Source organism: Boudabousia tangfeifanii (genome assembly GCF_001856685.1).
Lineage (GTDB): Bacteria > Actinomycetota > Actinomycetes > Actinomycetales > Actinomycetaceae > Boudabousia > Boudabousia tangfeifanii.
Genome location: NZ_CP017812.1, coordinates 2174482 through 2198937 on the forward strand (window position 1 = coordinate 2174482; position 24456 = coordinate 2198937).

16 protein-coding genes are annotated in these 24456 nt (G+C 51.0%); 12 read left to right on the forward strand and 4 right to left on the reverse strand.

Annotated features, from left to right (window positions below; translation table 11 throughout):
- Positions 1–10 precede the first annotated feature (10 nt).
- Together BK816_RS08875 and BK816_RS08880 are read right to left on the reverse strand one after the other, a co-directional pair.
- Positions 11–1774 (reverse strand): SpaH/EbpB family LPXTG-anchored major pilin, encoded by a 1764-nt coding sequence (locus BK816_RS08875; protein ID WP_071164833.1) that lies wholly within the window; start codon positions 1772–1774, stop codon positions 11–13.
- Between the two features lie 130 nt (positions 1775–1904).
- Positions 1905–6617, reverse strand: a complete 4713-nt coding sequence (locus tag BK816_RS08880; RefSeq protein WP_071164834.1) for a SpaA isopeptide-forming pilin-related protein — start codon at positions 6615–6617, stop codon at positions 1905–1907.
- Between the two features lie 630 nt (positions 6618–7247).
- Here BK816_RS08880 and lipB point away from each other — a divergent pair.
- From lipB to rplI, 7 genes are all read left to right on the forward strand, one after another.
- Entirely contained in the window at positions 7248–7967 is a 720-nt protein-coding gene (lipB, locus tag BK816_RS08885) for a lipoyl(octanoyl) transferase LipB (RefSeq protein ID WP_083379204.1), read from the forward strand.
- An 81-nt stretch (positions 7968–8048) separates the two neighbouring features.
- Positions 8049–9104 carry a lipoyl synthase gene (lipA, locus tag BK816_RS08890; RefSeq protein ID WP_071164836.1) on the forward strand — a complete coding sequence of 352 codons (1056 nt, stop codon included), beginning with the start codon at positions 8049–8051 and terminating at the stop codon, positions 9102–9104.
- Entirely contained in the window at positions 9101–10714 is a 1614-nt protein-coding gene (locus BK816_RS08895) for a class I adenylate-forming enzyme family protein (RefSeq protein WP_071164837.1), read from the forward strand. The genes lipA and BK816_RS08895 overlap by 4 nt, the downstream gene beginning before the upstream one ends.
- Positions 10715–10874: 160 nt before the next feature.
- On the forward strand, positions 10875–11165 hold the full coding sequence (gene rpsF, locus BK816_RS08900) for a 30S ribosomal protein S6 (RefSeq protein WP_071164838.1): 291 nt from the start codon (positions 10875–10877) through the stop codon (positions 11163–11165).
- A gap of 33 nt (positions 11166–11198) precedes the next feature.
- Entirely contained in the window at positions 11199–11777 is a 579-nt protein-coding gene (locus tag BK816_RS08905) for a single-stranded DNA-binding protein (protein WP_071164839.1), read from the forward strand.
- A 52-nt stretch (positions 11778–11829) separates the two neighbouring features.
- Entirely contained in the window at positions 11830–12072 is a 243-nt protein-coding gene (rpsR, locus tag BK816_RS08910) for a 30S ribosomal protein S18 (RefSeq protein ID WP_071164840.1), read from the forward strand.
- A gap of 20 nt (positions 12073–12092) precedes the next feature.
- Positions 12093–12539: a 50S ribosomal protein L9 gene (gene rplI, locus BK816_RS08915; protein ID WP_071164841.1), complete on the forward strand. Its 447-nt coding sequence runs from the start codon at positions 12093–12095 to the stop codon at positions 12537–12539.
- A gap of 106 nt (positions 12540–12645) precedes the next feature.
- Here rplI and BK816_RS08920 read toward each other — a convergent pair whose 3' ends face one another.
- Positions 12646–15006 (reverse strand): transglycosylase domain-containing protein, encoded by a 2361-nt coding sequence (locus tag BK816_RS08920; RefSeq protein ID WP_071164842.1) that lies wholly within the window; start codon positions 15004–15006, stop codon positions 12646–12648.
- Positions 15007–15147: 141 nt separating this feature from the next.
- Positions 15148–16608, reverse strand: coding sequence for a CCA tRNA nucleotidyltransferase (locus BK816_RS08925; protein WP_170299685.1), 1461 nt, complete (start codon positions 16606–16608; stop codon positions 15148–15150).
- Between the two features lie 134 nt (positions 16609–16742).
- On the opposite strand from BK816_RS08925, the gene BK816_RS08930 reads away from it, so the two are divergent.
- The 5 genes from BK816_RS08930 to trxA all read left to right on the forward strand — a co-directional run bounded on the left by BK816_RS08930 (position 16743) and on the right by trxA (position 24347).
- Entirely contained in the window at positions 16743–17243 is a 501-nt protein-coding gene (locus BK816_RS08930; RefSeq protein ID WP_071165042.1) for an NUDIX hydrolase, read from the forward strand.
- Between the two features lie 67 nt (positions 17244–17310).
- Positions 17311–20040, forward strand: a complete 2730-nt coding sequence (locus BK816_RS08935) for a DUF6049 family protein (protein WP_156982033.1) — start codon at positions 17311–17313, stop codon at positions 20038–20040.
- A 102-nt stretch (positions 20041–20142) separates the two neighbouring features.
- The gene (locus tag BK816_RS08940; protein ID WP_071164844.1) at positions 20143–22746 is read left to right on the forward strand and encodes a hypothetical protein; all 2604 of its coding nucleotides are present in this window, start codon (positions 20143–20145) and stop codon (positions 22744–22746) included.
- A 92-nt stretch (positions 22747–22838) separates the two neighbouring features.
- Complete coding sequence (gene trxB / locus BK816_RS08945) at positions 22839–23870, forward strand: thioredoxin-disulfide reductase (protein WP_083379205.1); 1032 nt, start codon at positions 22839–22841, stop codon at positions 23868–23870.
- Between the two features lie 138 nt (positions 23871–24008).
- A complete protein-coding gene (gene trxA / locus BK816_RS08950) occupies positions 24009–24347 on the forward strand; it encodes a thioredoxin (RefSeq protein WP_236842329.1) in 339 nt (112 codons plus the stop codon).
- Positions 24348–24456 lie beyond the last annotated feature (109 nt).

Genomic DNA, 24456 nt, shown 5'->3' on the forward strand with positions numbered 1-24456 from the left:
TTTAGTGCAATCAGGCCTGCTTACGCTTGCGGTTAGCAGCCAAGACGTATGCACCGGAGCCGGCTAGCAACAAGGTGCCAGCGGCAACCAAAGCGGTGATGCCTGCGCCACCGGTAACAGGTAGCTTGAAGCCAGCGTTGGTTGGTACGTTTTCAACGTTAAATTCAGAAGTGAAGTTAGCGTTGGTCTTGAGAACCTGGAACCGCACTGGGTTAGGAAGCAATTCGTAACCTGCAGGAGCCTTGGTTTCCTTCAAGCAGTAGAACCAGTTGGTCTTCCATGGGGTGCCAGCAGCATCGTTTTCGGAGTTGTTGCGGAAATCGTTAACCAAAAGGCCGTCGATTTCAACAAGACCAGTCTTCTCAGCGGAGGTCCATTCGCTTACGCCGTCAACCGAAACTTCAGCTTCAGCGTCGGTATCAGCAAGGCTACCGTCCGGCTTAACGAACTTGCCTTCAGCGTTGCACTGGTAGAGCTTGAAGACTGCGCCGGCTAGCTTGGTCTCAGTGTTGGTCTTGTCAACCTTGACGATCTTAGCCTTGCCGTAGTAGGTCTTAACTTCGTTCGAAGGGATACCAGGAATGTTTGGCTTCTTCGGGTCATCGCCAGGCTTGTTAGGCGAGGTCTCTGGGTTCCAGGAGTTGGAAGGAGTGTCGCCAGGGGTCTGGACCAAGTGAGCGTCGTTCGGGATTTCCTGAGCAGCAGTGGTGTCTTCCACGTGTGCGTTTAGGGTCCATTCGACCTTCTTGCCCTTGTTGGCTTCCAACTTACGCAAACCGGCATCGGTGAAGGTGACGGTTACGTAGGTCTTCTGATCAAGGGTGGACTTGGTGGAAACGATGTTGTAATCGGTGCCAGCAGCGAAGGTTTCGCCGTCAACAACCTTTAGAACGTCCTTGCCTTCACCGGTGTAGGTGAGCTTTTCGTTCAAACCGTCGATGACCTGGTATTCAGCAAGCTTTTCAACGTTCGGGATGTCGGTGGTAACCTTGTAGGTTACTTCGGACTTGGCTGCTGCGTTGCCGGAACCTGGAGCGGTGGTGTCAACGATTTCCTTCTTGATGCCAGCCTTGGAGTTCTTGGGGTAGACGTGAACGTCGTACATCCAAGCATTCTTGGTGGTTGGGTCGGTCAAAGGAAGAGCAACAACGAAGCCGTCCTGAGCTGGGTTAAGAGCTTCGGATGCCTTCAATTCTTCGCCGCCAACCTTGACGCCAGCGTTGCCTGCAGGAACGGTTTCCTTGACAACGTAGAGGCTCTTGGAAAGGGTGGTCATCTTCAAGGAGCCGTCAGCAGCGGTCTTGCCGGTAGCAGCAGCGGCTGCGGATAGGGTGAAGTTCTTGCCTTCGAATTCCCAAGTGGTAGCGGACTTGTCGCCGTCGTACAACTTCTTGAATTCGGTGGCTAGCTTCCAGCCAGCGTTGGTGGTGAGGTCTAGAGCAGCGCCGTCGTATTCAACGGTGTAAGCGTCGAACTGAACGCCTTCAACTGGCTTAGCTTCTGAACCGAGAGCTTCGGTGGTGTCGGCTAGTTCCTTACCATTGGCTTCAGCCTTCTTGGAGCCTGGGGTGAACTTGTGGATGGTCAAGGATACAGCGGCATCCTTGTCCATGGCGCCAACGTTAGCAGTAACGTCCTTAGTGGTTACTACGGTGCTCTCTGGAGTAGCTGCGCCCTCTGGGGTAGCAGCAAATGCCATCGAGGAGCCGAGGCCTAGAACGGCAACAGCTGCGACCGATAGGCTCGCGGTTGCGCGGGTGAAAGTGCGGGTCATAGTTTTTCTCCTGATTTCCCTTGTTTACTTTTAGGAATCTGGCGGTTGCCAGCTTCCGGTTTCCGGTCTCCTACCCTCTCTGCCGAGTGGGCAGGGCTGGTTGCCGGAGTTGGTTAACCAACTGGGTTGGTTATGCCTTGCGGCTATCCCGTGGTTTCCCAGTACTGACGTACCGAGTGGCAACCGCGGAAGTCTTGTAGGTAAGCCCTAGACTTACCAAGATTATCAGAACAGCCATGGCAATGAGCGGACCGCGTCCGTTACCGCCAGCTTTTGGCAATTCTGCAGTTCGTGTATCACGAACATTGACTACGCCCTTGAAGACGTAGAAGGTTCCACCATCTACTATCTTAGGGGAAGTTTGCCAATCGCACCCGTTATCGCGTGTAGGATCACATTCTGCCTCATCAGAGACAACCGGCTGACCTGAGCCATTGTCATATGGCTCAATGATTCCACCGGCGTTCACCCGGAACTTCAGGGGCTGTGCTAGTAGGTTGTAGCGAGTCTCCACACCTGCTTTCGAGGTGAAAGGCGCCTGAGTTTCAACTAACCAGTACGTCTTACCTATCTGCAGAGGCTTTGTCTCGAATACAGTTTCGGTTTTACTTGCTTCACCAAGAGCATCGACGATGCCCGGGTTGGTGAACTCGTTGCCTACGTTACCATAAGCAGCTTCTTCCGACAGGCCATTAATTACTTCTTCGATAGGTAATGCGTCACTCTGGGTAGGATCTACGTCATATAACGCGAACTTCGCCCCAGGTAGTGCAGTGTTACCTGACGAGTCAGTCTTAATAATACGAACTGGTACCCCAGAAGAAACTACTGGCACACAAGCGTCGTTATCGTTGTCGGCATTGGGATCTTGTTCGTTAGGAATGGTTACTTGGTTGAAGAAACCACCTGCGGAAGCGTTACCGGCATTCTCTGTTTCACAGGTGCCAGCTTTTTCCCATTGTTCGGCCGTGATGTTTTGGCCGTTGGTGCGTCCAGTAACTTGCACGATGTAGTCGATGTAGTTCTTGAACGCAGGTTCTTGGGCAGTATCGGTGGTAGCCGGTACTGGTTTCGTACTTGCCGGTAGCTCGAAGTTGGCCACATTCTGGTTGCCTGGCTGAGGAACATCGTTGAAACGATCGGCGCCCTCGACCTGCCAACGCAGAGCAGTGACGTTGAAGCCTTCTGGCAAGGTTACGGAATCGGTGACAACTGGGCTGAGCGAAGCAGTCGGTCCGTTGTTAGTTACGCGTACCTTATAATTAACGGTTGCTTCAAAAGCATCTCCGTTGGTGGTGACGCGAACTGCCGGGCCAGTAGTACCTGCGTTTGGCACATAGCCGCCGCCTTCAGCAGGGGCAAACTTCTGTACCTTCCAGGAGCCATCGATCTTTACTGGGATACAAGCGTAGTTATCCAAGATTGGAATCTGGTTGTATCGCAAGTCTTCGTTTTCCAAAGAGGTTCGGTTGGCAATGCCGCTGGCAGTGGTGGTGAATTTTTCACCCTCACGTTCGCCGCTGTAGCATTCTGCCAACTTGGCAGCGTTCTGATCGTAGGCAGACAATCCAGTCTGTGGATCAGGGGTGGTGTCCAAGAGCAACGGAATAGTTACCTTGAAGCTAACTTCACCCTTCGCCGGCAAGTTTGTTACGGCACTTGCTAGACGAGCGCCGTCTCCCTTAGAAGTGTTTTCCAATTCAGCCTTGGTCAAAGTGGTAGCCAAGTCTGCTGCCTTAGCACCGGTGGTGCCTGGCACGAACTCAACCTTAGCTGGCTTGTCGCCATCCCACTTCATTCCAGCTGGGACCTTGAAGTAGTCACGAATCTGAGCAGTGTTAGCTGTGAAGGTCGAGGTGTTAGTGACCTTGATTAGATAGCTAACTTCAGTCCGGTACTGAGCTGGGTTGGAACCTGGGATGAGTTCTGGAGTCTGTAGCTTACCAACGTGAACATTGTCGTCAGTTGGGTCTGCCGGGAACTTCTGGATGTGAGTTAACGGCATCCGAGTGTTCTTGACAGTACAGGTGACATTGTCGTTTTCGTTGAGCTGTACGCGACCGTTTTCAACAGTCTTGCCAGAATCACACTTCCAATCACCGAGGGCGAAGTATTCGTTCTCGGGCTGGTCAGCGAGAGGCTGTTCGTTTAGCACGTAGGTACCGGCGATAACGTCCTTATCCACGCCCTCGGAACCGGTAACACCGTTTACCGAAGTAAGCATGCTCGAAGGATCACCAGAACCGGCACTTAGACCGAACTTCTTGGCGGCACTCTGATCGTCAGAGAGCGAACCATCCTGGTTGACAATCTGCTTAACGAGCTTGAGGTGAGCCTTTGGACGCGGCTTCACCGGCACACAAGCGTCATTGTTGTCGGCGCCATCAGAATCATTATTCATAGTGACGGAGTTGAAGAAACCGCCGCCAGCTTGACCTGGGCCTTCGTTTCGACATTCGCCAACTGCATTATTGCCAGCCTCGAGGCTATCAGCCTGTAGCTTGACCGTAATCTTGTAGCTCTTGTAGGAGTTTGCTTCCAAGTTGCCTGGGCGCAAAGTCAAAACGTTATTAGCGCTCACAGACTTACCATCGACGAGGACGTCCATAATGGTGAAGCCCTTAGGCGGAGCAATCGTATCGGTAACATCGCCAGGATCGCCCGCGCCGCCACCAGTGTTAGCAACAGTCACCAAGTACTGAATGGTGGTCGAGCCATCAGCAGCAATCACTGCCGAGTTCTCGGTAGTTGCACCAGCTTTAGCCACAGCACCAGTTACTGGGTCGATCGCCGACTTCTGCACCTGGAACTTCGGGTCATTATTAACCTCTGGTGGAGTATCTGCAGGATAGAAAGAGCATGAACCCATATCAGCAATACCATCAGTAAAGCGGCTGTTTAGTACCTTGGTCATCACTCCATCTTTTAGAAGGAACAATGAATTATCGAAGCCGCCACCGACATACAAGTTACCTTCACGATCAACAGCAAAACCATTCACATAACTAATTCGTTCTGCCGTTGTTTTAGCACTGAAAACTTCCGTCTTATTAGGAGTAAAGGTCTCCGTTTCAGGACGAACCTTGTCAATGCTCTCCTTATTAAAGAAGTAAACACCCTTTGAATACGACTTTTTACTTCCAGACAAGTTATTTGCGACTAAAAGCAAAGTGCCATCTTGAGCAAATGTTAAATCATAAAAATAGTTGCCTGGAGCATCAGGATTGATAGGCGTACCATGGCTAATCCATTGGGGAGATTCCGCATTGGGGTCCAAAGAAAACAATGTGCCACCAGAAATCATTACCCAAATCACTCCATTCGGGTCAATGCCAATACCAGCACCTACATTGTCAATCACATTAACTGGTGGGAAACCAGCATCTACGCCCGTAGAACCAGGAGTCGTTGGTGCTACAAACACCTTCTTATTGTTCAGGTAATAAATCTTATCCTTGGTGATAGGCGAAAGAGCAATCGCCCCAGCATACGGCTTAGGGTTCAAGGAATCTCGAATATCCCTAACAGCCAATGGTGTTACCTCTGGATTAACCGCAACTACATCGCTAAAAGTAGTGCCATTTCCCTTTTGAATGAAAATATCTTCACACCAGGCTTTGTCCGGTTTGGGTGCTTCACCGGGTTTGCTTGGAAGAATGATTAGATCGTTATCATTCGCGTTAGCAGTAACCTCAGGACGGGCAATTTCTAAAGCAAATGCAATATTACGATTGGTATCGCCATCTGTTGATAGACCTGGGTCAACACAGTTTTCGAAGGTGTAACCATGAGTTGCTACCACGGTAGCGCCGGCTGGCAACCATGTGCGACCAGTCCAAGTTGAAGGGTCCCAAACCCAGTTAGTGGAATCAATCCATTGAGCGTTGCCGGTTTTAGCAATCAAAGGATCAATAACATACTGCGGTTTGGAAGGATCAGGATTCACGTAAGATGAACCTGCCAAAATATCAGCAGTAATATCTTTACCGCTCGCGTCAGTTACCTTTAATGAGTTAAAGGTTGAAGGATCTTGCCAGTTTGCTGGTTGCTGCGCACCATTACTGAAAGGAGCGTCGTCAAACTTGACCTTGCCCTTACCAGCATTGTCCGCAAGTTTGATATCAAGCAACCATGCACCAGGCTTACTTGTCCAAGTATTGGTTACATAGCCTCTACAACCACGAGATGGGGTCGAAACACCATCAGAAGTAGAACCATCAAGAGCCGAGACCAACATGCCATCGGACTTTTGCATGTCCAAAACAGGCTTAGATAGCACCTCGCCGCTAATTGAAGCGGAAGCAAAATCACCAGAAGTTGCATCAGCAGATATCTGCGCTTCATTTGAGAACTTAGCGGTAATATCACCGCTCATGCCCTTAGCTACATACTTCCAAGTGTTATCGTTGACTTTTTCAATTTCTAAACTTTGCGGCTGTACCGGAGAACCATTTTGATCCGTAAAAGTCAAAGAGGATTTAGTGGGCGCTGGAGTAAAAGGAGCCTTTTCGCCCTGAGTCACGTAAATCGTGTAAATATTTTCGAGGTTAGTCCCAGAAACACCGGTAAATTCAACCTTGCCGTTGTAGGTGAAGGTCGCACCGGGAGCCGGGGTCACACCCTCGGCAAAGGTATGCTCCATGGTTGCTTTGGCAACTGGATTCTTGTCAATCGCTGGACCAGGAACGGTCTCAACGGTATAAGCCTGTGCTGAATCACTGGGGAAGTTAACGCCAAATGCCCCTAGGGTTACGGCCATCCCAGCAGCCAACAGACCGGCCATCCCTCGACGCAAAGTATTGCGGCGACGGCCAGCTGCTTCAGCAGTATAAAAACTCGACACTTAAATTATCTCCAAAAACTTTGTCAAACCAAAGCATTGGCAAATCAATCGATCTGCCGAGCTTTGGTTTGCTCATGTGCGGGCACTTACTAAATTTCTAAAGTTTCAAAACCCCATAAGAAAACAAGTTCGAGAAGTCGCTTGTCACTATTCAGATTGAAACTAGAAATGTAGTAAGGATTGAAGAATAACCCATAAATAAGTCCCTAACGCGAGATACAACTATGTATAAAAAACCATTTTTTAGAATCAATAAGGAGATTCGAAACTTATTTATCAAATTTGTGGCAAAAAAATCGCTAGTTAGGCTTTCCATACTTATTTTCATTTTTTAGCTATTTCATTGACAATTTAGTTTTTATTGCCAATAGATATATTTTCACTAAAACAAAAAATTAGTTCAAAAGTCCCAGACACAGTGTCATAAAAACTGTGTTGCATATCAGTGTTGTTTCTAACAGCCATATGAGCAACTCTTAATGGGCAAAAATGACCCAACCCGCTTAATAACAACGATTAGCAATTAATTCACTGTGAGCATAATTAGGGATTATTTTTTGATTTGCGCCCCTAGCCAAAGCACTAAAAATAACTTTGGGTCTAAAGCCCTTCCCGCCTAAACTTCCTCCTATGGAAATCTTGAACTTGTTGCCACTCGGGCCAACTAACTACCAAGAAGTTTTTGACCTCCAGCATCAGATCCATGCCGAAGTAGCTAGTGGCAAACGCGATCACACCCTAATCTTGGTGGAACACGAACCCAGCTATACTGCTGGACGACGAACTCAGCCTGAAGATATCGTCAACCCAAATATCCCCGTATACCAAGCGGACCGCGGCGGTCGCGTCACCTATCACGGGCCAGGGCAACTGGTTATTTACCCAATCTTGCGCTTCACTCCCCCAGCTGACGTCGTTAAGTACGTGCGCACTCTGGAACAAGCCATTCGCAAAGCCCTCAAAACCGCTTTCAATCTCGACACCATCACCGTGGAAGGACGCTCCGGAGTGTGGCTCTCTGCAGACCCCGAAACTGGTAAATGGGAACGTAAGATCTGCGCCATAGGAGTCAAATTTGCGCGCGATACCACTTTGCATGGTTTAGCGTTAAACGTCACCACTGATCTAAACGAGTTCAGTCAAATTGTGCCCTGCGGCATTGCCGATGCCGGGGTTACTTCCCTGCAGGCCGAGGGCGTCAACACCGACTTAACCACCGCCGCACAGGCATTAGTCACCCCAATCCACGAAATGCTTTCACCGTTGCTAGATCAACCGGGCGACCTCGGACAGCTAGAAAACGAAAGCCAAGTCACCCTGAGCGAGCTTCTAGCCCAAACCAAGCAATGACTATACTGTAGGCAGGAATAACTCACTTAGCCGTAACGTTAACTGTTTATTCACGACCAAATAGTTAGGAAGACGTATTCAATGAGTACCTTGAAAAAACCAGACCCGCAGGGACGTAAACTCCTCCGCGTCGAAGCAAAAAACAAGGAAACTCCAATCGAACGCAAACCGGATTGGATCCGGACCACTGCCAAAGCTGGCAAAGAATACGAAGACATGCGCTCTCTTTCGAAGGGCAAAAATCTACACACCGTTTGTGCCGAGGCCGGCTGCCCCAACATCTACGAATGCTGGGAAGACCGTGAAGCCACCTTCCTAATCGGTGGTGCACTATGTACTCGCCGTTGCGACTTCTGCGATATCGCCACCGGTAAACCCACCGAATACGACCAGAATGAGCCAGAGCGCGTTTCCGATTCAGTGAAAGAGCTCGAACTTAAATACGCCACCATCACCGGTGTGGCACGTGACGACCTCCCTGACGGGGCAGCTTGGCTCTACGCCGAAACTTGCCGACTAATCCACGAAAAGTGCCCCGGCACCGGCGTGGAACTACTAGTCGATGACATTCGCGGCAAAGAAGATGCCCTCCAGCTAATCTTCGACTCTAAACCAGAAGTTTTCGGTCACAACCTGGAAACTGTCCCCCGAATTTTCAAGAAAATTCGTCCCGCTTTCCGTTACGAACGTTCCCTCGAAGTGCTACAAGCAGCGAACGAGGCCGGTCTTATCACCAAATCAAACCTGATCCTCGGCATGGGTGAAACCCGTGAAGAAATCGAGAACGCCATGTTTGACCTAGCTGAATCAGGTACCCACCTTTTGACTCTTACCCAATACCTCCGGCCCTCGCCACTACACCACCCCATCGATCGTTGGGTCCACCCAGAAGAGTTCATTGAACTATCGAAAACCGCGAAAGAAATGGGTTTCCTCGGTGTTATGGCTGGCCCAATGGTGCGTTCGTCGTACCGTGCTGGCAAACTCTGGGGTGAAGCCATGGCGGCACTCGGTCGCGAAATCCCTGAAGAGCTCTCACACCTCGCTAACCACGGCTCAACCCGCCAAGAAGCATCCAGCTTGCTGGCCACCCACCCACACCTCCGTGGTGGCCACTCGATTCCGGTTGCCCAATGAGTGGCACAGAGCAGCCTGCCACAGGTCAGAGCGAAAACCACACCTACCTTTCCAACTCACTACTAGCTTCAAGCCCAAACGGGATTGGCTCAGAAATCAATCCGGCATGGACTTTGCAGCTAGCAGCGCAACGCCACCCACAACGACTCAGTTTGTTGGCCCGTGACCATGAAGGTGCGGTTTCTAAGTGGACTTTGGCAGAAGCTAACCGCGACTCCCAGCTGCTAGCCACCTGGCTTTCCCAGCAAGGTATCGGCCTCGGCAAACGAGTCATGATTCTGGCACAAAATAGCCCCTGGCATATGCTGGCCTTTACCGCTTGCGCCCACCTAGGTGCCACTATCATTCCAGCCTCTTGGCGACTAACTGCGGCGGAAGTGCAAGTCCTTTTGGCACAAACTTCTCCGACACTGCTCCTGCTAGACCATAGCACCAGAGAACTAGCTCCACTGCTACAAACTGACGCTCAAATCCTCAGTTTAAACGAGCTCTCGATGGCAGTCGATCAGTTAGCTAAAGACCCCAACTTGTCGGTGCCAGAAATGGTCTGCCACAGCCTTACTGCAGCTAGCCCAGATCCCACCGCAATCCTATTCACCTCGGGAACTAGCGGCCGGCCTAAAGCAGTGCCACTAAGCATGGCGCAATTATGGTGGGGCTGGCAGAACTTCCGTGCCAGCTTTGAATACTGCAGTGCCGATGTTGGTTTAGCTGTTGCCCCCTTCTCACATATTGGCGGCTTCAACGGCACCACCAACGACCTTTTTGCCAACGGTGGCACGCTACTAATCCATGCGCGTTTCGATCCAGAAATGCTACTTTCAGATCTGGCTCAATACCGAGTCAACATCATGTTTGCCGTTCCCACGATGTACGCCGCAATGGTGGCTCACTCGACTTGGAAAAACACCGACCTAACCGCCTTTAGAGCACCACTAATCGGCGGTTCTGCGCCCTCGCCGGCACTATTAGCCAAACTACGCGAAAAAGGCCTCAAACCCATCAATGTTTACGGTATGACGGAAACAGCCGGCGCCGGCATCTGTGCCCCCTCCGAACTTAGCGAAGCCATCCCCCACACGGTTGGCTTCCCCTTCCCGTGGGTCGAAACCAAAATCGAAGACAATGTCAGTGACCAGCCAGGCACGGAAGAAGGCATGTTGCTCTTGCGTGGTCCTGGAGTCATCACCCACTACCTAGATCCCGAAGATACCGCGGAAAGTTTCGTGGACGGCTTCCTTCGCACCGGTGACTTGGTACGGCGAACCGAGGGCGAATTCGAAATCATCGGCCGTCAGTCAGAAACTATCATTTCGGGCGGAGAAAATATTCACCCCACCGAGATTGAAAATGCTTTAGCAGACTTCCCTTCTGTCTCCAGCCTCTTAGTAGTTGGCACTCCTGATGAGATTTGGGGCGAGGTCGTTACTCTGCTCTTTGTCCCCACGGAAGGACGTTTCGCCCCCACTTTGGGACAAATTCACCAACACCTCACTGGTCGCATTGCTCGCTTCAAGTTCCCTCGTCGCCTGCTAATGGTGCCGCAGATCTGTTTGAACCGAAACGGAAAACCAGACCGGGCAGCCAATGTGGCCGCCTACTGCAACTAGTTTTCTGTGATTTTAGGCCTAACTCTCCCCTTTGCGCCTACTTACTGGTAGCATTATCAAGCAACCTTTATAGCCACCTGGTTATAAGGGAAGTAAAACATACAACCCTCCTGTCACGGATGGACCGTGACCGCGAAGACCAAAGGAGGTGGGTTAAAGTATGCGCCATTACGAATTGATGGTAATCCTGGACCCTGAGATTGACGAGCGTACCGTCGCCCCGTCACTCGAAAAGCTCTTGACTGTTGTCACCGAAAACGGTGGCTCGGTAGAGAAGCTTGACGTGTGGGGCAAGCGTCGTTTGGCCTACCCGATCTTGAAGAAGAACGAAGGCATCTACGCTGTCGTCGACATGACCACCACTCCGGAGCACGCTGCTGAACTAGATCGTCAGCTCAACTTGAACGAATCCGTTATGCGGACCAAGTTGATGCGCCCCGAAGCTCACTGAAATCACCCAACCAACCAGCCGAAGGAGTCATAAATGGCCGGAGACACTCAAATCACTGTGATCGGTAACCTCACCGGCGATCCAGAGCTACGTTTTACCCCATCTGGGGTGGCTGTAGCTTCGTTTACCGTGGCTTCTACTCCTCGCAGCTTCGACCGTCAGGCCAACGAATGGAAAGACGGGGAAACCCTCTTCATGCGTTGCTCTGTATGGCGTGAAGTTGCCGAAAACGTCGCTGAAAGCCTTCACAAGGGCATGCGCGTAATCGTGCAGGGTCGGTTGGAATCCCGCTCTTACAAGACTCGCGAAGGCGAGAACCGCACTTCTATGGAATTGCAGGTCGACGAAGTCGGCCCGTCGTTGCGTTACGCCACCGCTCGGGTGGAACGTAATCAGCGCAATGACGGTGGCAACCGTGGTAGCGGCTATGGTAACGGCGGTGGTTACGGTAATCAGGGCGGCAACAACTACGGCGGAAACCAAGGTGGTGGCTACAACAATAATGGTGGTGGCCAAGCCAACTTCGGTGCTCCTGCCGGTGGTCAAGCTGAAGACCCGTGGAGCGCAGGCCCCGCAGGTGGTTCCAGCTTCGACAACGAACCGCCCTTCTAAAACATGTCTTAGTCCTGCCGTTAGGTAGGCGTTAATCTCAAGGAGACCAATTATGGCGAAGCAGCAACTTCGCAATAAGCCGATTAAGAAAAAGGCGAATCCGCTGAAGTCGGCCAAGATTGAAAACATCGACTACAAAGACACCGCATTGCTACGTAAGTTCATCTCGGACCGTGGCAAGATCCGCGCTCGTCGCGTTACCGGTGTGTCTGTACAGGAACAGCGCAAGCTAGCCCGTGCAATCAAGAACGCACGTGAAATGGCTTTGTTGCCTTACTCGACCACTGGCCGCTGAGCAGAAAGGAATCAGAAACAATGAAACTCATTCTGACTCACGACGTGGAACACTTGGGCGCTGCCGGCGACGTAGTTGAGGTCAAGGACGGTTACGGTCGTAACTACCTAGTTCCTCGCAAGCTCGCTGTTAAGTGGACCAAGGGTGCTGGCGCACAGCTCGAACAGATGGCTGCCGCTCGTCGCAAGCGTGAAATCGCTTCGATCGACGATGCTCGCGCCGTCCGCGACACCCTCAACGATGCTCAGCTCCGCATTGCCCGCAAGGCAACCGAAGCTGGCCGTCTATTCGGTGCCGTTTCGACCGCTGAAATCGCTGATGCCGTTAAGGAACAGCTCGGTCAGACCATCGACCGCCGCAAGGTTGTCGTGGCTAGCCCGATCAAGGCTATCGGCCACTACCAGGTGACCGTTAACTTGCACTCGGACGTTACCGCTAACCTCAAGATCCAGGTCGTTAACGCCTGATCATCCAAGGTTTAAATAGTTTGGCCCGCCTCATTTTGAGGCGGGCCAAACTATTTGTCTTTTTCCTACCCTAGGACTTCATTAGGTCCTAAAGATTTATTCTGACCTAGGGCTTCTTCGGATCGTCACCCGTCTTGGCATTCTTGCCCGACTGGACTGAAGGTTTCTGCGGCTCAGTAGCCGGCTGCTTGTTCGACTTCTGTTCGCCCGTCTTAGCGTTCTTCCCAGACTGCACAGAAGGCTTCTGCGGCTCAGATTTAGGCTGCTCAGGTGCCTTAGGCTCCTCCTTCACCGGCTCCTTTGGGGCTGGCTCGCTAGGTGCCTTCTGCTCATCCTTAGGGGCTGGTGCAGGGGCGGGAGCAGGTTGCTGATCCTCAGACTTCTCTTCCTTAGGCTCAGGCTTCTTCGGAGCGGGCTCGTCCTCGTCATCATTATCCTGCTGCTTCTGGTCGGACTTCTCGTCCGCCTTCTCGCTCTCACCACGCGGCTTAACCTTCAAATTCGAGTTCCACGAATCAGGCTTCTCGAACTTTTGCCCCTCTTCTTCACCCAAAGCATCGGCCATGAAGGTGTGCCACATTTCAGCAGGAATCGAACCACCGGTGATTTCCTTATAACCACCAAATGGAGTGATCTCTTCCTGAGTGCCACCTGGACCAACCTGGTACAAGCCCACCACAGTAGTCCACTTAGGAGTAATCCCAGCAAACAAAGCCGAACGGTTATCCTGCGAGGTACCGGTCTTACCAGCCACCTGCCAGCCATTACCTAAACGAGCCTTTTCACCCGAACCAGACTCGACCACATCGCGCATGGCGACGAGGGCGTTCTTGGCCACCTGTGGGTCAATCACTTCCTTGGTCGAAGTTGGGCCAGTGTAAACCACGTCGCCCGAAGAATTTTTCACTTCCCGCACCATATGGATAGTTGGCTGCTGACCATAGTTACCCAAAGTCGCGTAAGCACGAGCCAAATCGATTGGGTGCACCGAGGCGGTACCAAGCACGTTTGGAAGATAGTTATCCAAACCTGGAGTATTTTCCGGAATTCCCATCCGGATTGCCATTTCCTTGGTCTTTTCTGGGCCAATCAGATTGTTCATGCGCAAGAACGCAGTGTTAATCGAATACTCGGTGGCCTTACGCAAAGTCACCATCCCGAAGGAAATGCCCCCGAAGTTAGTCGGGTGATAGCCCGGGTAGTTTTTGAACGAGGCCGGGGAGGAACCCGAAACTCGCGAGTAAATCGTTTTACCGTTCTCCAAGGCAGACAAAAGGCCAAACACCTTAAAGGTTGAACCCGCATTCAAAGTGTCTTCAGTGACGCGGTTTCGCTGCGACTCGCCATAGTTCGAACCTGGATACTCGGCCACAATCGAACCGGTCTTGTTATCGACCGCAATCATCGCCACATGCAAGTTTGGAGCATGACCTTCCGGCATATCCATGACGGTACGGGCCATTTCTTCTTGGCGTGGCTTATCAATCGTGGTGAAGATCTGATAGCCAGCAGTCGCTAGATCGGACTCTTTAATCCCGGCATTTACCAGTTCCTTAGAAACCTGATCGAGCAGGTAACCAGAGTTGCCAGCACGACGAGCACGACTAGTATTTTCTAGGAACTTAGGAAATACTGCCTCATTTGCTTGTGCTTCGGTAATCCAGTGATCTTCCGCCATCAAGCTGATAACGCGCTTCCAACGCTTCTGTGCTTGTTCCAGATTCTTAGCTGGATCCCACTTAGAAGGTGCTGGGATAATGCCAGCAATCAAAGCAGCTTCACTGATCGAAAGATCCTTCGCGCTCTTGCCAAAATAAGCTTGAGCAGCAGCTTCAATGCCATAGGAATTACGACCAAAATAAATCGTATTCAAGTAATTGTTCAGAATCTCTTGCTTAGTCTGATTCTGATTAATCTTCAAAGCCAAAATAGCTTCACGATACTTACCGACGTAACCGCCCTCGTCACCCGTGTAATAGTTTTCCACGTACTGCTGGGTCAAAGTTGAAGCACCCTGGCGAGGCTTGCCCTGCAAGTTGTTAATCAACGCACGCACAATGCCCTTAACATCGACACCGTTATTTTCAAAGAAAGTACGGTCTTCACTGGCTACTACTGCCTGACCCACATACTTGGGAATCTGGTTCGTATCAATAATCGTGCGGTCAATTTCTGAAAGTGAACCGATTTCAGACGTACCGTCCGAATAAAAGACCGTGGTACGTTGCGAACGAACCGCATCATCGACCTCGGGCACCTTAATCATCACGTAACTGGCAATGAAAACAATGCCAGCAAAGATGATGCCAAAGAACAGTAGCCAAAGGAAAATGAAACCTAAACGCTGATACCAAGGACGGCGCGGCTTTGGAGCCTTAGCCTCCTTCTGGGCATTAACCGCGCGGCGCGAAGGCGGCGGAGGTGGTGGCACATTTAGGTTCTGCTGTTGACTGTTCGTATTAGACACGCGATAACCTCACAACCAGTGCCCGCAGGCGACCGGTATCGGCGATATTTCAACTTGTGACCCTAAGGTCAGGACCTTCCCTAAAAAAGGAAATAGCTCTAAAGCACCAGTTTACCTTCCGGTAACCCCAATTGGTAGGTTTCAAGCGGTTTGTGACTGTTCTTTCCACCACGCCAAAAGTTCCGCTTTAGCCACCTCTGGCTCTACAGGGCCACGCTCTAAACGGCGATCTAGTAAGAAAGCACGAGCTTGACCGACCATGCGACCAGGCTTGAGATCGAGGATTTCCATAATCTGGTCACCATCAAGATCTGGGCGGATTGCGGCCAATTCTTCCTGCTCAGCGAGCTTCACGATTCGTGCTTCGAGTTCATCATAGGCGCGCTGCAAACGCTTCGCCTTTTTGACATTACCGGTGGTCACGTCGGCACGAGTCAAGCGATGCAAACGTTCCAACTGGGAACCGGCATCTGCGACATAGCGGCGCACCGCACTATCGGTCCAGGCCTGTTCTCCATATCCGTGGAAGCGCAAATGCAAAGCTACCAAATGGCTGACAGCCTTAATCGTGTCCTTGGGGAACTTCAAAGCACGCATCCGCTGGCGTGCCATGCGGGCCCCAACAATGTCATGATGATGGAAAGTAACGGTGCCATCAGGTTCAAAAGCTCGTGTCTGAGGCTTACCCACATCGTGCATCAGGGCGGCGAAACGAAGAATGAAATCGGGACCTGGCACCGGTCCGTCCTCGTCAGTTTCGAGCGCAATTGCCTGCTCGATAACTTTCAAAGTATGAGTGTAAACATCCTTGTGGCGATTATGCTCATCTTTAGTTTCTGTCAACTCAGACAACTCTGGAAGAACAATATCGGCCACTTTGGTTTCAACCATTAACTCCAAACCGACTCGAGGATGGTCGCCACAAATCAGCTTTTCTAGTTCCGTGCGAATTCGTTCGGCAGAAACAATTTCCAGACGAGGGGCGAGCTCCACCATCGCTTCTCGCACGTCCTCGGCCACCGAGAAGCCTAAAGTCGAAGCAAAACGAGCAGCTCGCATAATTCGCAAAGGATCATCATCAAAAGACTGCTGGGGAGAAACTGGGGTACGCAAAATCCCGGCAGCCAAATCTGGCAAACCACCACAGGGATCTTCCCACACCATTTCCGGGAGGCGAACCGCCATAGCATTAACGGTGAAGTCACGACGAGTCAGATCGCCAGCCAAAGTATCGCCATAAGCAACGACGGGTTTGCGAGAAGAGGAATCATACTCCTCAGTCCGATAAGTAGTGATTTCCACCACTAAATCGCCGCGGGCAGCACCGATAGTGCCAAAATCCCGACCTACGTCCCAAACATTCCCCCATTGGCGTAATAATTTCTCAGTTTCTTCTGGCCGAGCGTTAGTTGTCAGGTCAAAATCATGAGGAACTTTCCCGAGGGCGGCGTCCCTAACCGGACCTCCCACGAGCGCTAGTTCATAGCCAGCATCCTTGAAAATTTGCCCCAATTCAGCGATTGGAGCGGGTAAATGGGAGAGCGCTTGCTGGGCATTTAGCAATAGCAAGGCTTCATTTCGCGGTTCGGTGTTTGCAGTCATCTCTAATAGATTGCCATACCGCGCCTGAATGGGTCAGATTTGCGCAGAATGTTTAGTATTGAGTTATGCAATTTGATTCACCTCGACGCCGACTGCCGGTGCCACGCCCTCCTGCGGCTGGCGCACCGCGTCCGATGGTGAACCAAAATTCCCTGCGAAACCTAGCGAATTCGCGTCCTCACACCCAACGCACGCCGGTTGTGGATGAGACGAGTGCTGGTGGTCTAGTGGTGGCTTTGGTCGATGGTGAACCTAGCGCCGCAGTAATCGCTCGTAGAAACCGTCTGGGCAATATTGAGTGGTGTCTACCTAAAGGTCACCTAGAAGGCGCTGAGACAGCCCGTGAGGCAGCTGTGCGTGAGGTTCAGGAAGAGACTGGCATCCTTGGTCGCGTAATCACTCATCTAGCCTCTATTGATTATTGGTTTGCCGGTAACGGTAAGCGCGTCCACAAGGTGGTACACCATTATTTGTTGGAAGCGATTTCGGGAAATCTGACTGTCGAGGGCGATCCCGATCAAGAAGCCGAGGACGTTGCCTGGATTCCTCTGACGGTTATTACTAACCGTTTGGCCTACCCAAATGAGCGTCGGGTAGTAACCATTGCCCGCCAATTGTTGCAGTTGGAGGACTGACTTGGCACGGCTGCAACGCAAATCTCTCTGGGTTAAAACAGCGGTCGTCACGCTTTGTGCCGCCATAATGGCACCTACAGGTCTAGCCAATGCGGCCACTCCTCCTCAAGGCGGTATGGCCTCCCAGCCTTCAACTTCAGCATTTAGATCTTTGGCCAGTTCAGCACCTACTACCCACACTTTGGGACAAACTGTTGATTCGCTTTTACCTGTAGCCAAAGATGATCGAACTAAGCCACAACAGATTTCTTTAAACTTTTTGGGGCTCAATCCGCGCTTACTCTCAGGCAGTCAAGACTTAGAAGTTACCCTCGAAGTCAAAAACGAAACTGGGCAGTTTGCCCCTGCCCCTCGGCTCAATCTGTGGCTTGAAACCACCCCAATTACTTTTGAAACTGAAGAACTAAAAGATTGGGCCAAGTCTTTAGCTAGTAAACATCAAAGTCCCGAAGTTGATGGCAAGGTACTTCGCCTAGAAGCGATTCGTTTACCCGCAATGTTTCCGGGCACTAAAGGCAAGGTAACGATTCGAGTCCCCAAAAAAGAATGGCAGAAAAAGTTAAAGCGTAATGGCGGTTATCGCCTTCACGCTAGCCTACGAATTTCTACCATCTCAAATGTCTCATCTTCGGCGAAAGCTGCTCAAGCTGCCGTTCTTGGTTTCCGAAAAGGTGAAGGTGTAAAACCAGCTGTTTTGGGAACTAGGGGTGACGGCTGGACCTATACGCCGGTTGGCAATGTTGACGCTAACATCACTAAAGACACTGCGCAGCAAGCCGTAGATCAAAGCGCCTCAGATTCTACGGTGCTGGCAATTACCAACCAAACTCCCCCCAGTGAACTCACTAATTCCGAACAAAAAACTTGGCGTGCTGCCAAAGGAAAAATCCAGATTGTACCTTTCACCGAAATCACTTTAAGCAATCTGGACCTCTTAAACGATATCCCTGCTTTAGCTGCCGTTAAGCGCTTGCCTGATCAGATTAGAACGGCCACAAAAGCAGGAGTTAACCTAAGCGTAGATCCGGCAGTAATCAAATACGCTACAAAACAAGCTCCTTCCCCAGAGCTAGCTGCTGCGATTAGTAAAACCAAATTAGTCAGTAATCCTGACTTGTTTACCCAGGTACCAACTTCCCCAATCTTGCCAAAGGTTGATACCGCCGAAACACCAAAATTAGATGGTTCGGGTTCAGATATTGCTAATCCTTCCCCAAGGACCCCGGAATCTGATTCTGGCGCAGACAATAAACCTTTACCGTCGAGCACTACCCCCGAAACAAATTCTAAGCAGACACCAAAACCAACTGGTAAGCCACCGGCGACCAAAGGTACTAAAGAGCCCAAGCCAACTCCTAGCGGTCGAACTCCTAGTCGTCCGAGTACTGCCGAACAGCCACAAGAAATTGATCCTTTGCTTCAGGCCACGCAAAGACAACAAGATCAGATTGCAACATCCTTACCTGCGTTAGCTGCTGTCCCTAATGGGAAACTTGCTTTTAATATTTTTGGTCGTCCACCTTTGACTAAACTGCCCCTGAAAGAACCTCAGATGCAGGCTTTAGCTGATCATGCGTGGAGCGAACAAGCTTCAGTAATTAAAGAGTTTAACACCTTAAAATTGTCAACTTCAGCAACCACTGCTAACTCTGGTGCTAGTAATAATAAGGAAAAAGGTAAAGCCTTAAGTGTTTTCACTCCACATGCTGGTTGGGGGACAAAGTTGGCTGACCTTCCGGACAGTTTTAAAGATTCATTGGCCCTAGTTAACAGCGTTGATTTATTGGCGGAACCTGAAAAAGCCCAAACAGTTGAAGCTGATTCAGATTCTCAAGACGAAAAGAATGAGTCGCTCAACCGGGAAAATTATCCGGTGGGAAGATTCACCCTAGCTATCCCGAATCAAACTCCAGTCGCAGCCTTAACGGTGGATCATACTGTTTCTGAACTAACCTCTCTTGCGTTTAGAGCTAAAGGTGAGGCTCGCTTCGATTACCAGCAAGTTTTGCTCGCTGCCTTGGCTGAACTCGGCCCTCGCGGTCCAATCGGCATTAAGATTCCCACCGAGTTAACTAACGACGCCATGAACGCCCTACTTCGTGGCACGAATCAACAGATTCAAAGTTTGACCTTCCAACAAGCGCTAGAAGCAGAACCAAGCTTCACTGGTAGCTTGCGTACTCAATCATGGCCATCAACCGACTCAGAAGCACAGGTAACTACCTTGCCGGTAGATGAACTAACCGACGATCTGAAGCGACTAAATTTGGTCTCCCAAATGCTCGATAACCCTAGAGTAATGATGGATCCAATTTTCGATTCAGCTTTACTTTGGTTACGTACAACCGATCCGACTCCGAAAAACTATCTAACGTGGGCTAAAGAGCTACCAGCTTATTTGGCACCGCTCGAAGCTTTCCCCCCGAACAATCCTTTAATGATTACCTCGGAGTCTTCCCTACCACTTCCGGTGAAGAATAAACTTCCTTGGAATCTAAACTTCCAAGTATCTCTTATCGCCAATAATCTTCGCCTGAAAGTGAAGGAACCTTTGAAATCCAGTTTGCCACCAAATACGTCAAGGACTCTTAATGTGCCCCTGACAGCTATGGGACCTGGCGACGTGAAAACCCGCGTTATTTTGCTTAACCCTGCAGGCGATCAGGTTAATGAACCAACTCGTTTTACCCTGCGCATTCGTCCAGATTGGGAAACCAAGGGTTTGCTGACAGTTAGCATCGTTTTGGGGATCTTAATGATCATTGGTTTGGTGCGCCGAATTCGTCGTGGTAAGTAAGTAGCTTACATTTTGCGCTATTTTGGGCTTTTGCGAGCGAGTTTATGTGGCAAATAAGGCAAAATGTAAATATTGAACTATTTCCCTTGCGGGAGGCATAACGTGGAACCAGCTGACAAAAAAGATTCAGACAAGCAAGACAACCAGGTAATTGCTGGTATTAGAAAAGCGCTCGCGGCCAAGGCCGGTGCCGAGATTGACGGCGACGAAGCGCCCGAATCCTTTCAAACCTCGCCATTAACCCGTGAAGTCTTCTTACCTCCTGAAGTCTTAAAAGCTGAAACTGGGGCTGTTCCTACCCCGATTGATGGTCCTGATGCGACACCTCAGAATCCTTCATACTCACAGTCGCAGCCAACCGCCGATGGCACCGCTGACGATGGCTCTTACCCGCCCCCACCACCGGCGTCCTCTTCTGATCGCCAAGCGAATTTGTCCGACCAGAATTCCGACCTCGATAATGCCAGTTCAAATCCGGTAATCATTGATGATCTCGAGGACGACTCGATCGATATCATTACCAACTCTGACGTTAGTGCAGACCGCGCTGAGGATAGTTCATCTCAAGTAGCTGCTGAACGAAAGCCACGCCGATTTGAGGCAACTATTCCGCCTCGTGGTACCCAGGCAAAGATTGCTCGGACTATCTCGGGAGAAGTATTACCCCCAATCCCTCTGCAGAGCCAGCCAGTCTCACCCGAGGACGTGCCACCGCCACCGGCACCGCCAACTGCTCCCAAAGCTGAAGCAGACCTGCCTTTAGCACCTGCCACTGACGCTAACGATGAAAAGGGTGAAACGACCGCTTCTGAGACCGATCGTCCCCTAGCCCCATCGGCCAGCGCAGATAGCTCGATTGCAGCCGAGCAGGAATCTGAAGACGCTCAAACGGGCAATAAATCTGAAGATGCCAACTTGACGCTCGAAGATACTGTTGCCGAGACCGAGGTGGACTTGGGTTCAAATTCGGATACTCAGGAAGCCAGTGACGATCAGGCTGTAGCAGCTGCTGAAAATCTAGCTACACAAAGCGACGAAGTCGACGAAGCTTCCATGGTCGAAAACGACGACGAAAAACCTTCGACCTCGAGCGAAGTGGAACTTGCCGACGATGGCTCCGAGGAACCCTCAGATAGTGCCGACATTCCGGTTGAAGCAGAACTTAGCGAATCCGGTATGACTGTCGAAAAGTGGGAAGAGCTATTCCCAGAAGTGCCTAATCCTGAAGCCCATCTCAGCGAAAATCAGGATGAGGAAACCTTTGCTACCGAAACAGAGGTTGCAAACGAAGGCAGGGCTGGCAATACGCCGGACAGTCACGATGAGCCAATCCAAGAACCAGGCAAGAAGCTCACGCCAGAACACGCTGTCACTCCCGACGAGTCAGGTAAACCAGAGGGGGCATCTGGCACGGAAGTAGAGCAGCTTACCGACGACACTAAGTCGGCTGCCGGTATCACGGGTAAAGCTGAAAACGTAGCTGCTGGAGCCATAGCAGGCGCGGGAGCGGTTGCTGGCGTGGCCGGCACCAAACTTGCCGGTGCTTGGAAGAGCCTGAAAGCTACCACTGCCACCACCTGGGATCAGGCAGTAACTACCTCTAAGTCAGCTGCCAAAACTATTAAGGGCAGCTTGGCTGGACCAATGGATCCTGAAAAAGAAAACGCCGTAGGAAAGAACGACGAAGAAGTTGTCGAAGTTGACGATACAGAAACATCTTCTTCCACTAGAGAGAAGCTAAAGCGTTACTCTATTTCCCTAGCAGAAATCTCTGGTCGGGAGCAGTCTTCTCCAGAAGTTTTGGCAGAAATGGAAGCGACACACGAGGCCGAGCAGGACGTAACCTCGGCAGAGACACCTGCATCAGAACAGCCGGAAGCTTCCCAAGCACCAAAGGCTCCACGTCAAGTTACTGGCACCGCCACAGGGGCTCACGCTACCGTGGCGACAAACAACCATGGCGCCTATTCGCACGCCGACGAGGCAATCGCCTCAGGTGCGGCCGTGGATGTTAACGCGCAGCTAGCTGACGGTAATAACGCAGACCCAGAAGTTAAGCGTTTCCGTCAGATTATGTTTATCGCTTTGGGGATCTTCCTCTTCTTGGGAGCCATCTTCGCGATTCGTTCACTAGTCTCCCCGATTCAGCAGTTTGCCCAAATGGAAACTGAAGCTGATGGGCCAATCGTTATTGTTAAAGAGTCAACTGAACCAACTGCTGAGGCGCCTGGCGATGCTGCTCCTAAGCCGGCTGAGCCTGCTCCGGGACCAGCACCAACTGGCGTCGCCATCGAAAAGATCGAACAGTTCTCTCCTGATGGTTACGGCAAGGATCACCCAGAAGAAGTAGGTAACTTGCTTGATGGCAAAGATGACACTACTTGGCATTCTCGCTACTTCCCTAAAGCCACCTTCCGCAATGGAGCTATCTCCTTGGGTGTCTTCTTCAAGCAGCCCGCTAAAGTCAAGACAGTCAAGCTTTACACCAACGGCACTGGTGGTCGGATTGACCTTGTGATTCCACCAGGCGGTCCCGCCCAAGCCTACGTGGGCGATCCAGCAGTATCGGCACCTTTCGGTCCAGAAGTGACCTTGACTCTGCCCGAAGCTGTTGACACTAGCGTTGTTACCCTTCGTATTCCCGAATTGCCTAAAGATCCCGAAGGGCGAAATCGGGCATACATTTCCCGCATTGTGGTTGAATAAATCAAAGGCACTTTCTTATCTCAGCAATAGCTGAGTTTTATCTGAACCTGCCCATAGGACCTTCCTAGGGCTGATCAACTGAAAGGTATGGCATGTCCAACTTCTCTTTCCAACCAGCCGCTTCCGGCTTGGTTTCCCTCGACAAACAGGAAAGCGCTCCTAAGACCGAGGAAAAGACTGATCCTAACGCCCCACACGAGGTCTACAACGTGATTGTGGTGGGTTCTGGCCCTGCCGGTTACACCGCTGCTACCTACCTAGCACGAGCACAGCTTAAGCCACTAGTTCTTGCGGGCGCTTTAGCTGCTGGTGGCGCTTTGATGAATACTACCGAGGTCGAAAACTTCCCCGGTTTCCCAGAAGGCATCATGGGCCCAGACCTGATGAACAACATGCAGGCACAAGCTGAAAAGTTTGGCGCTCAAATCGAGTTCGAGGACGTTGTCGAAGTTGACCTTTCGGGAACCGAAAAGGTTGTAAAGACTGAAGATGCCACCTACTACGCAAAAGCCGTCATTTTGGCCACCGGTTCCGCTTACCGCAAGCTAGGCCTACCCAACGAGGACGAATTCTCGGGTCGTGGCGTCTCCTACTGTGCAACTTGTGATGGTTTCTTCTTCAAGGGGCAAGAGATTATCGTCGTTGGCGGTGGCGACTCTGCCATGGAAGAAGCTACCTTCCTTACCAGCTTTGCTTCTAAGGTCACCGTGGTTCACCGTCGCGACGAGCTACGCGCCAGCAAGGTAATGGCAGACCGTGCCATGAACAACCCGAAGATCGAATTCGCTTGGAACTCCCAGGTAACTGCTCTACACGGCGAAGTGGGGTTGACCAAGGTGACGCTCACCGACACTCAGACCGGAGAAACTCGCGAACTTGAGGCAACAGGTCTGTTCGTAGCTATTGGTCACGATCCACGCAATGAACTCTTCAAGGAACAGGTTGAACTTGATGCTGCAGGCTATGTGAAGGTCGCAGAACCAAGCACCAAGACCAACCTATCGGGCGTCTTCGCCTGTGGCGACCTAGTGGACCACACCTACCGTCAAGCAATCACCGCCGCTGGCTCTGGTTGCCGCGCCGCACTCGATGCGCAGAAGTTCCTCGAAGATAGCGAAAACTGATTCCAAGCAGTACTAGACTTAAAATATCTTCATAAACCTAGCTAGAACGGCCGCAGCGCCACACACCTAGGTGTGGGGTGCCGATAAACGCAGTTCGGCCGTTCTAGCCCCGTTTTTAGGCTTCAATTTTGGAGGAGCATGATGGCCGCAAAAACTTTGACACTAACCGATCGTACTTTCCAGGCAGATATCCGCCTCGATCGCGGACTAATGCTGGTTGATTTCTGGGCCCCATGGTGTGGCCCTTGTCGTCAGCTCGGTCCCATCTTGGAAGAGGTTGCCGCTGAAATGGGTGACAAAGCCAAGATCTGGAAACTGAACGTAGATGAAAACCCAACTTCCCCTGCCAAGTACGGTGTTCGTTCAATTCCCGCCATGCTAATTTTCCTGGATGGAGAACTAGTTGAAACCATGGTGGGCGTTAAGACCAAGTCGAAGATTGTCGAAACCCTGAACAAGTACGTTTTGACCGACTGAGCTAATCGTTAGCCTAAAATAGTACTGGTGAAGCAATATTGCTTTATCAGTACTATTTTTTTACTTTTTTATGGGACAATGAGTCTCATCCTAATTCCTTTAATGAAGA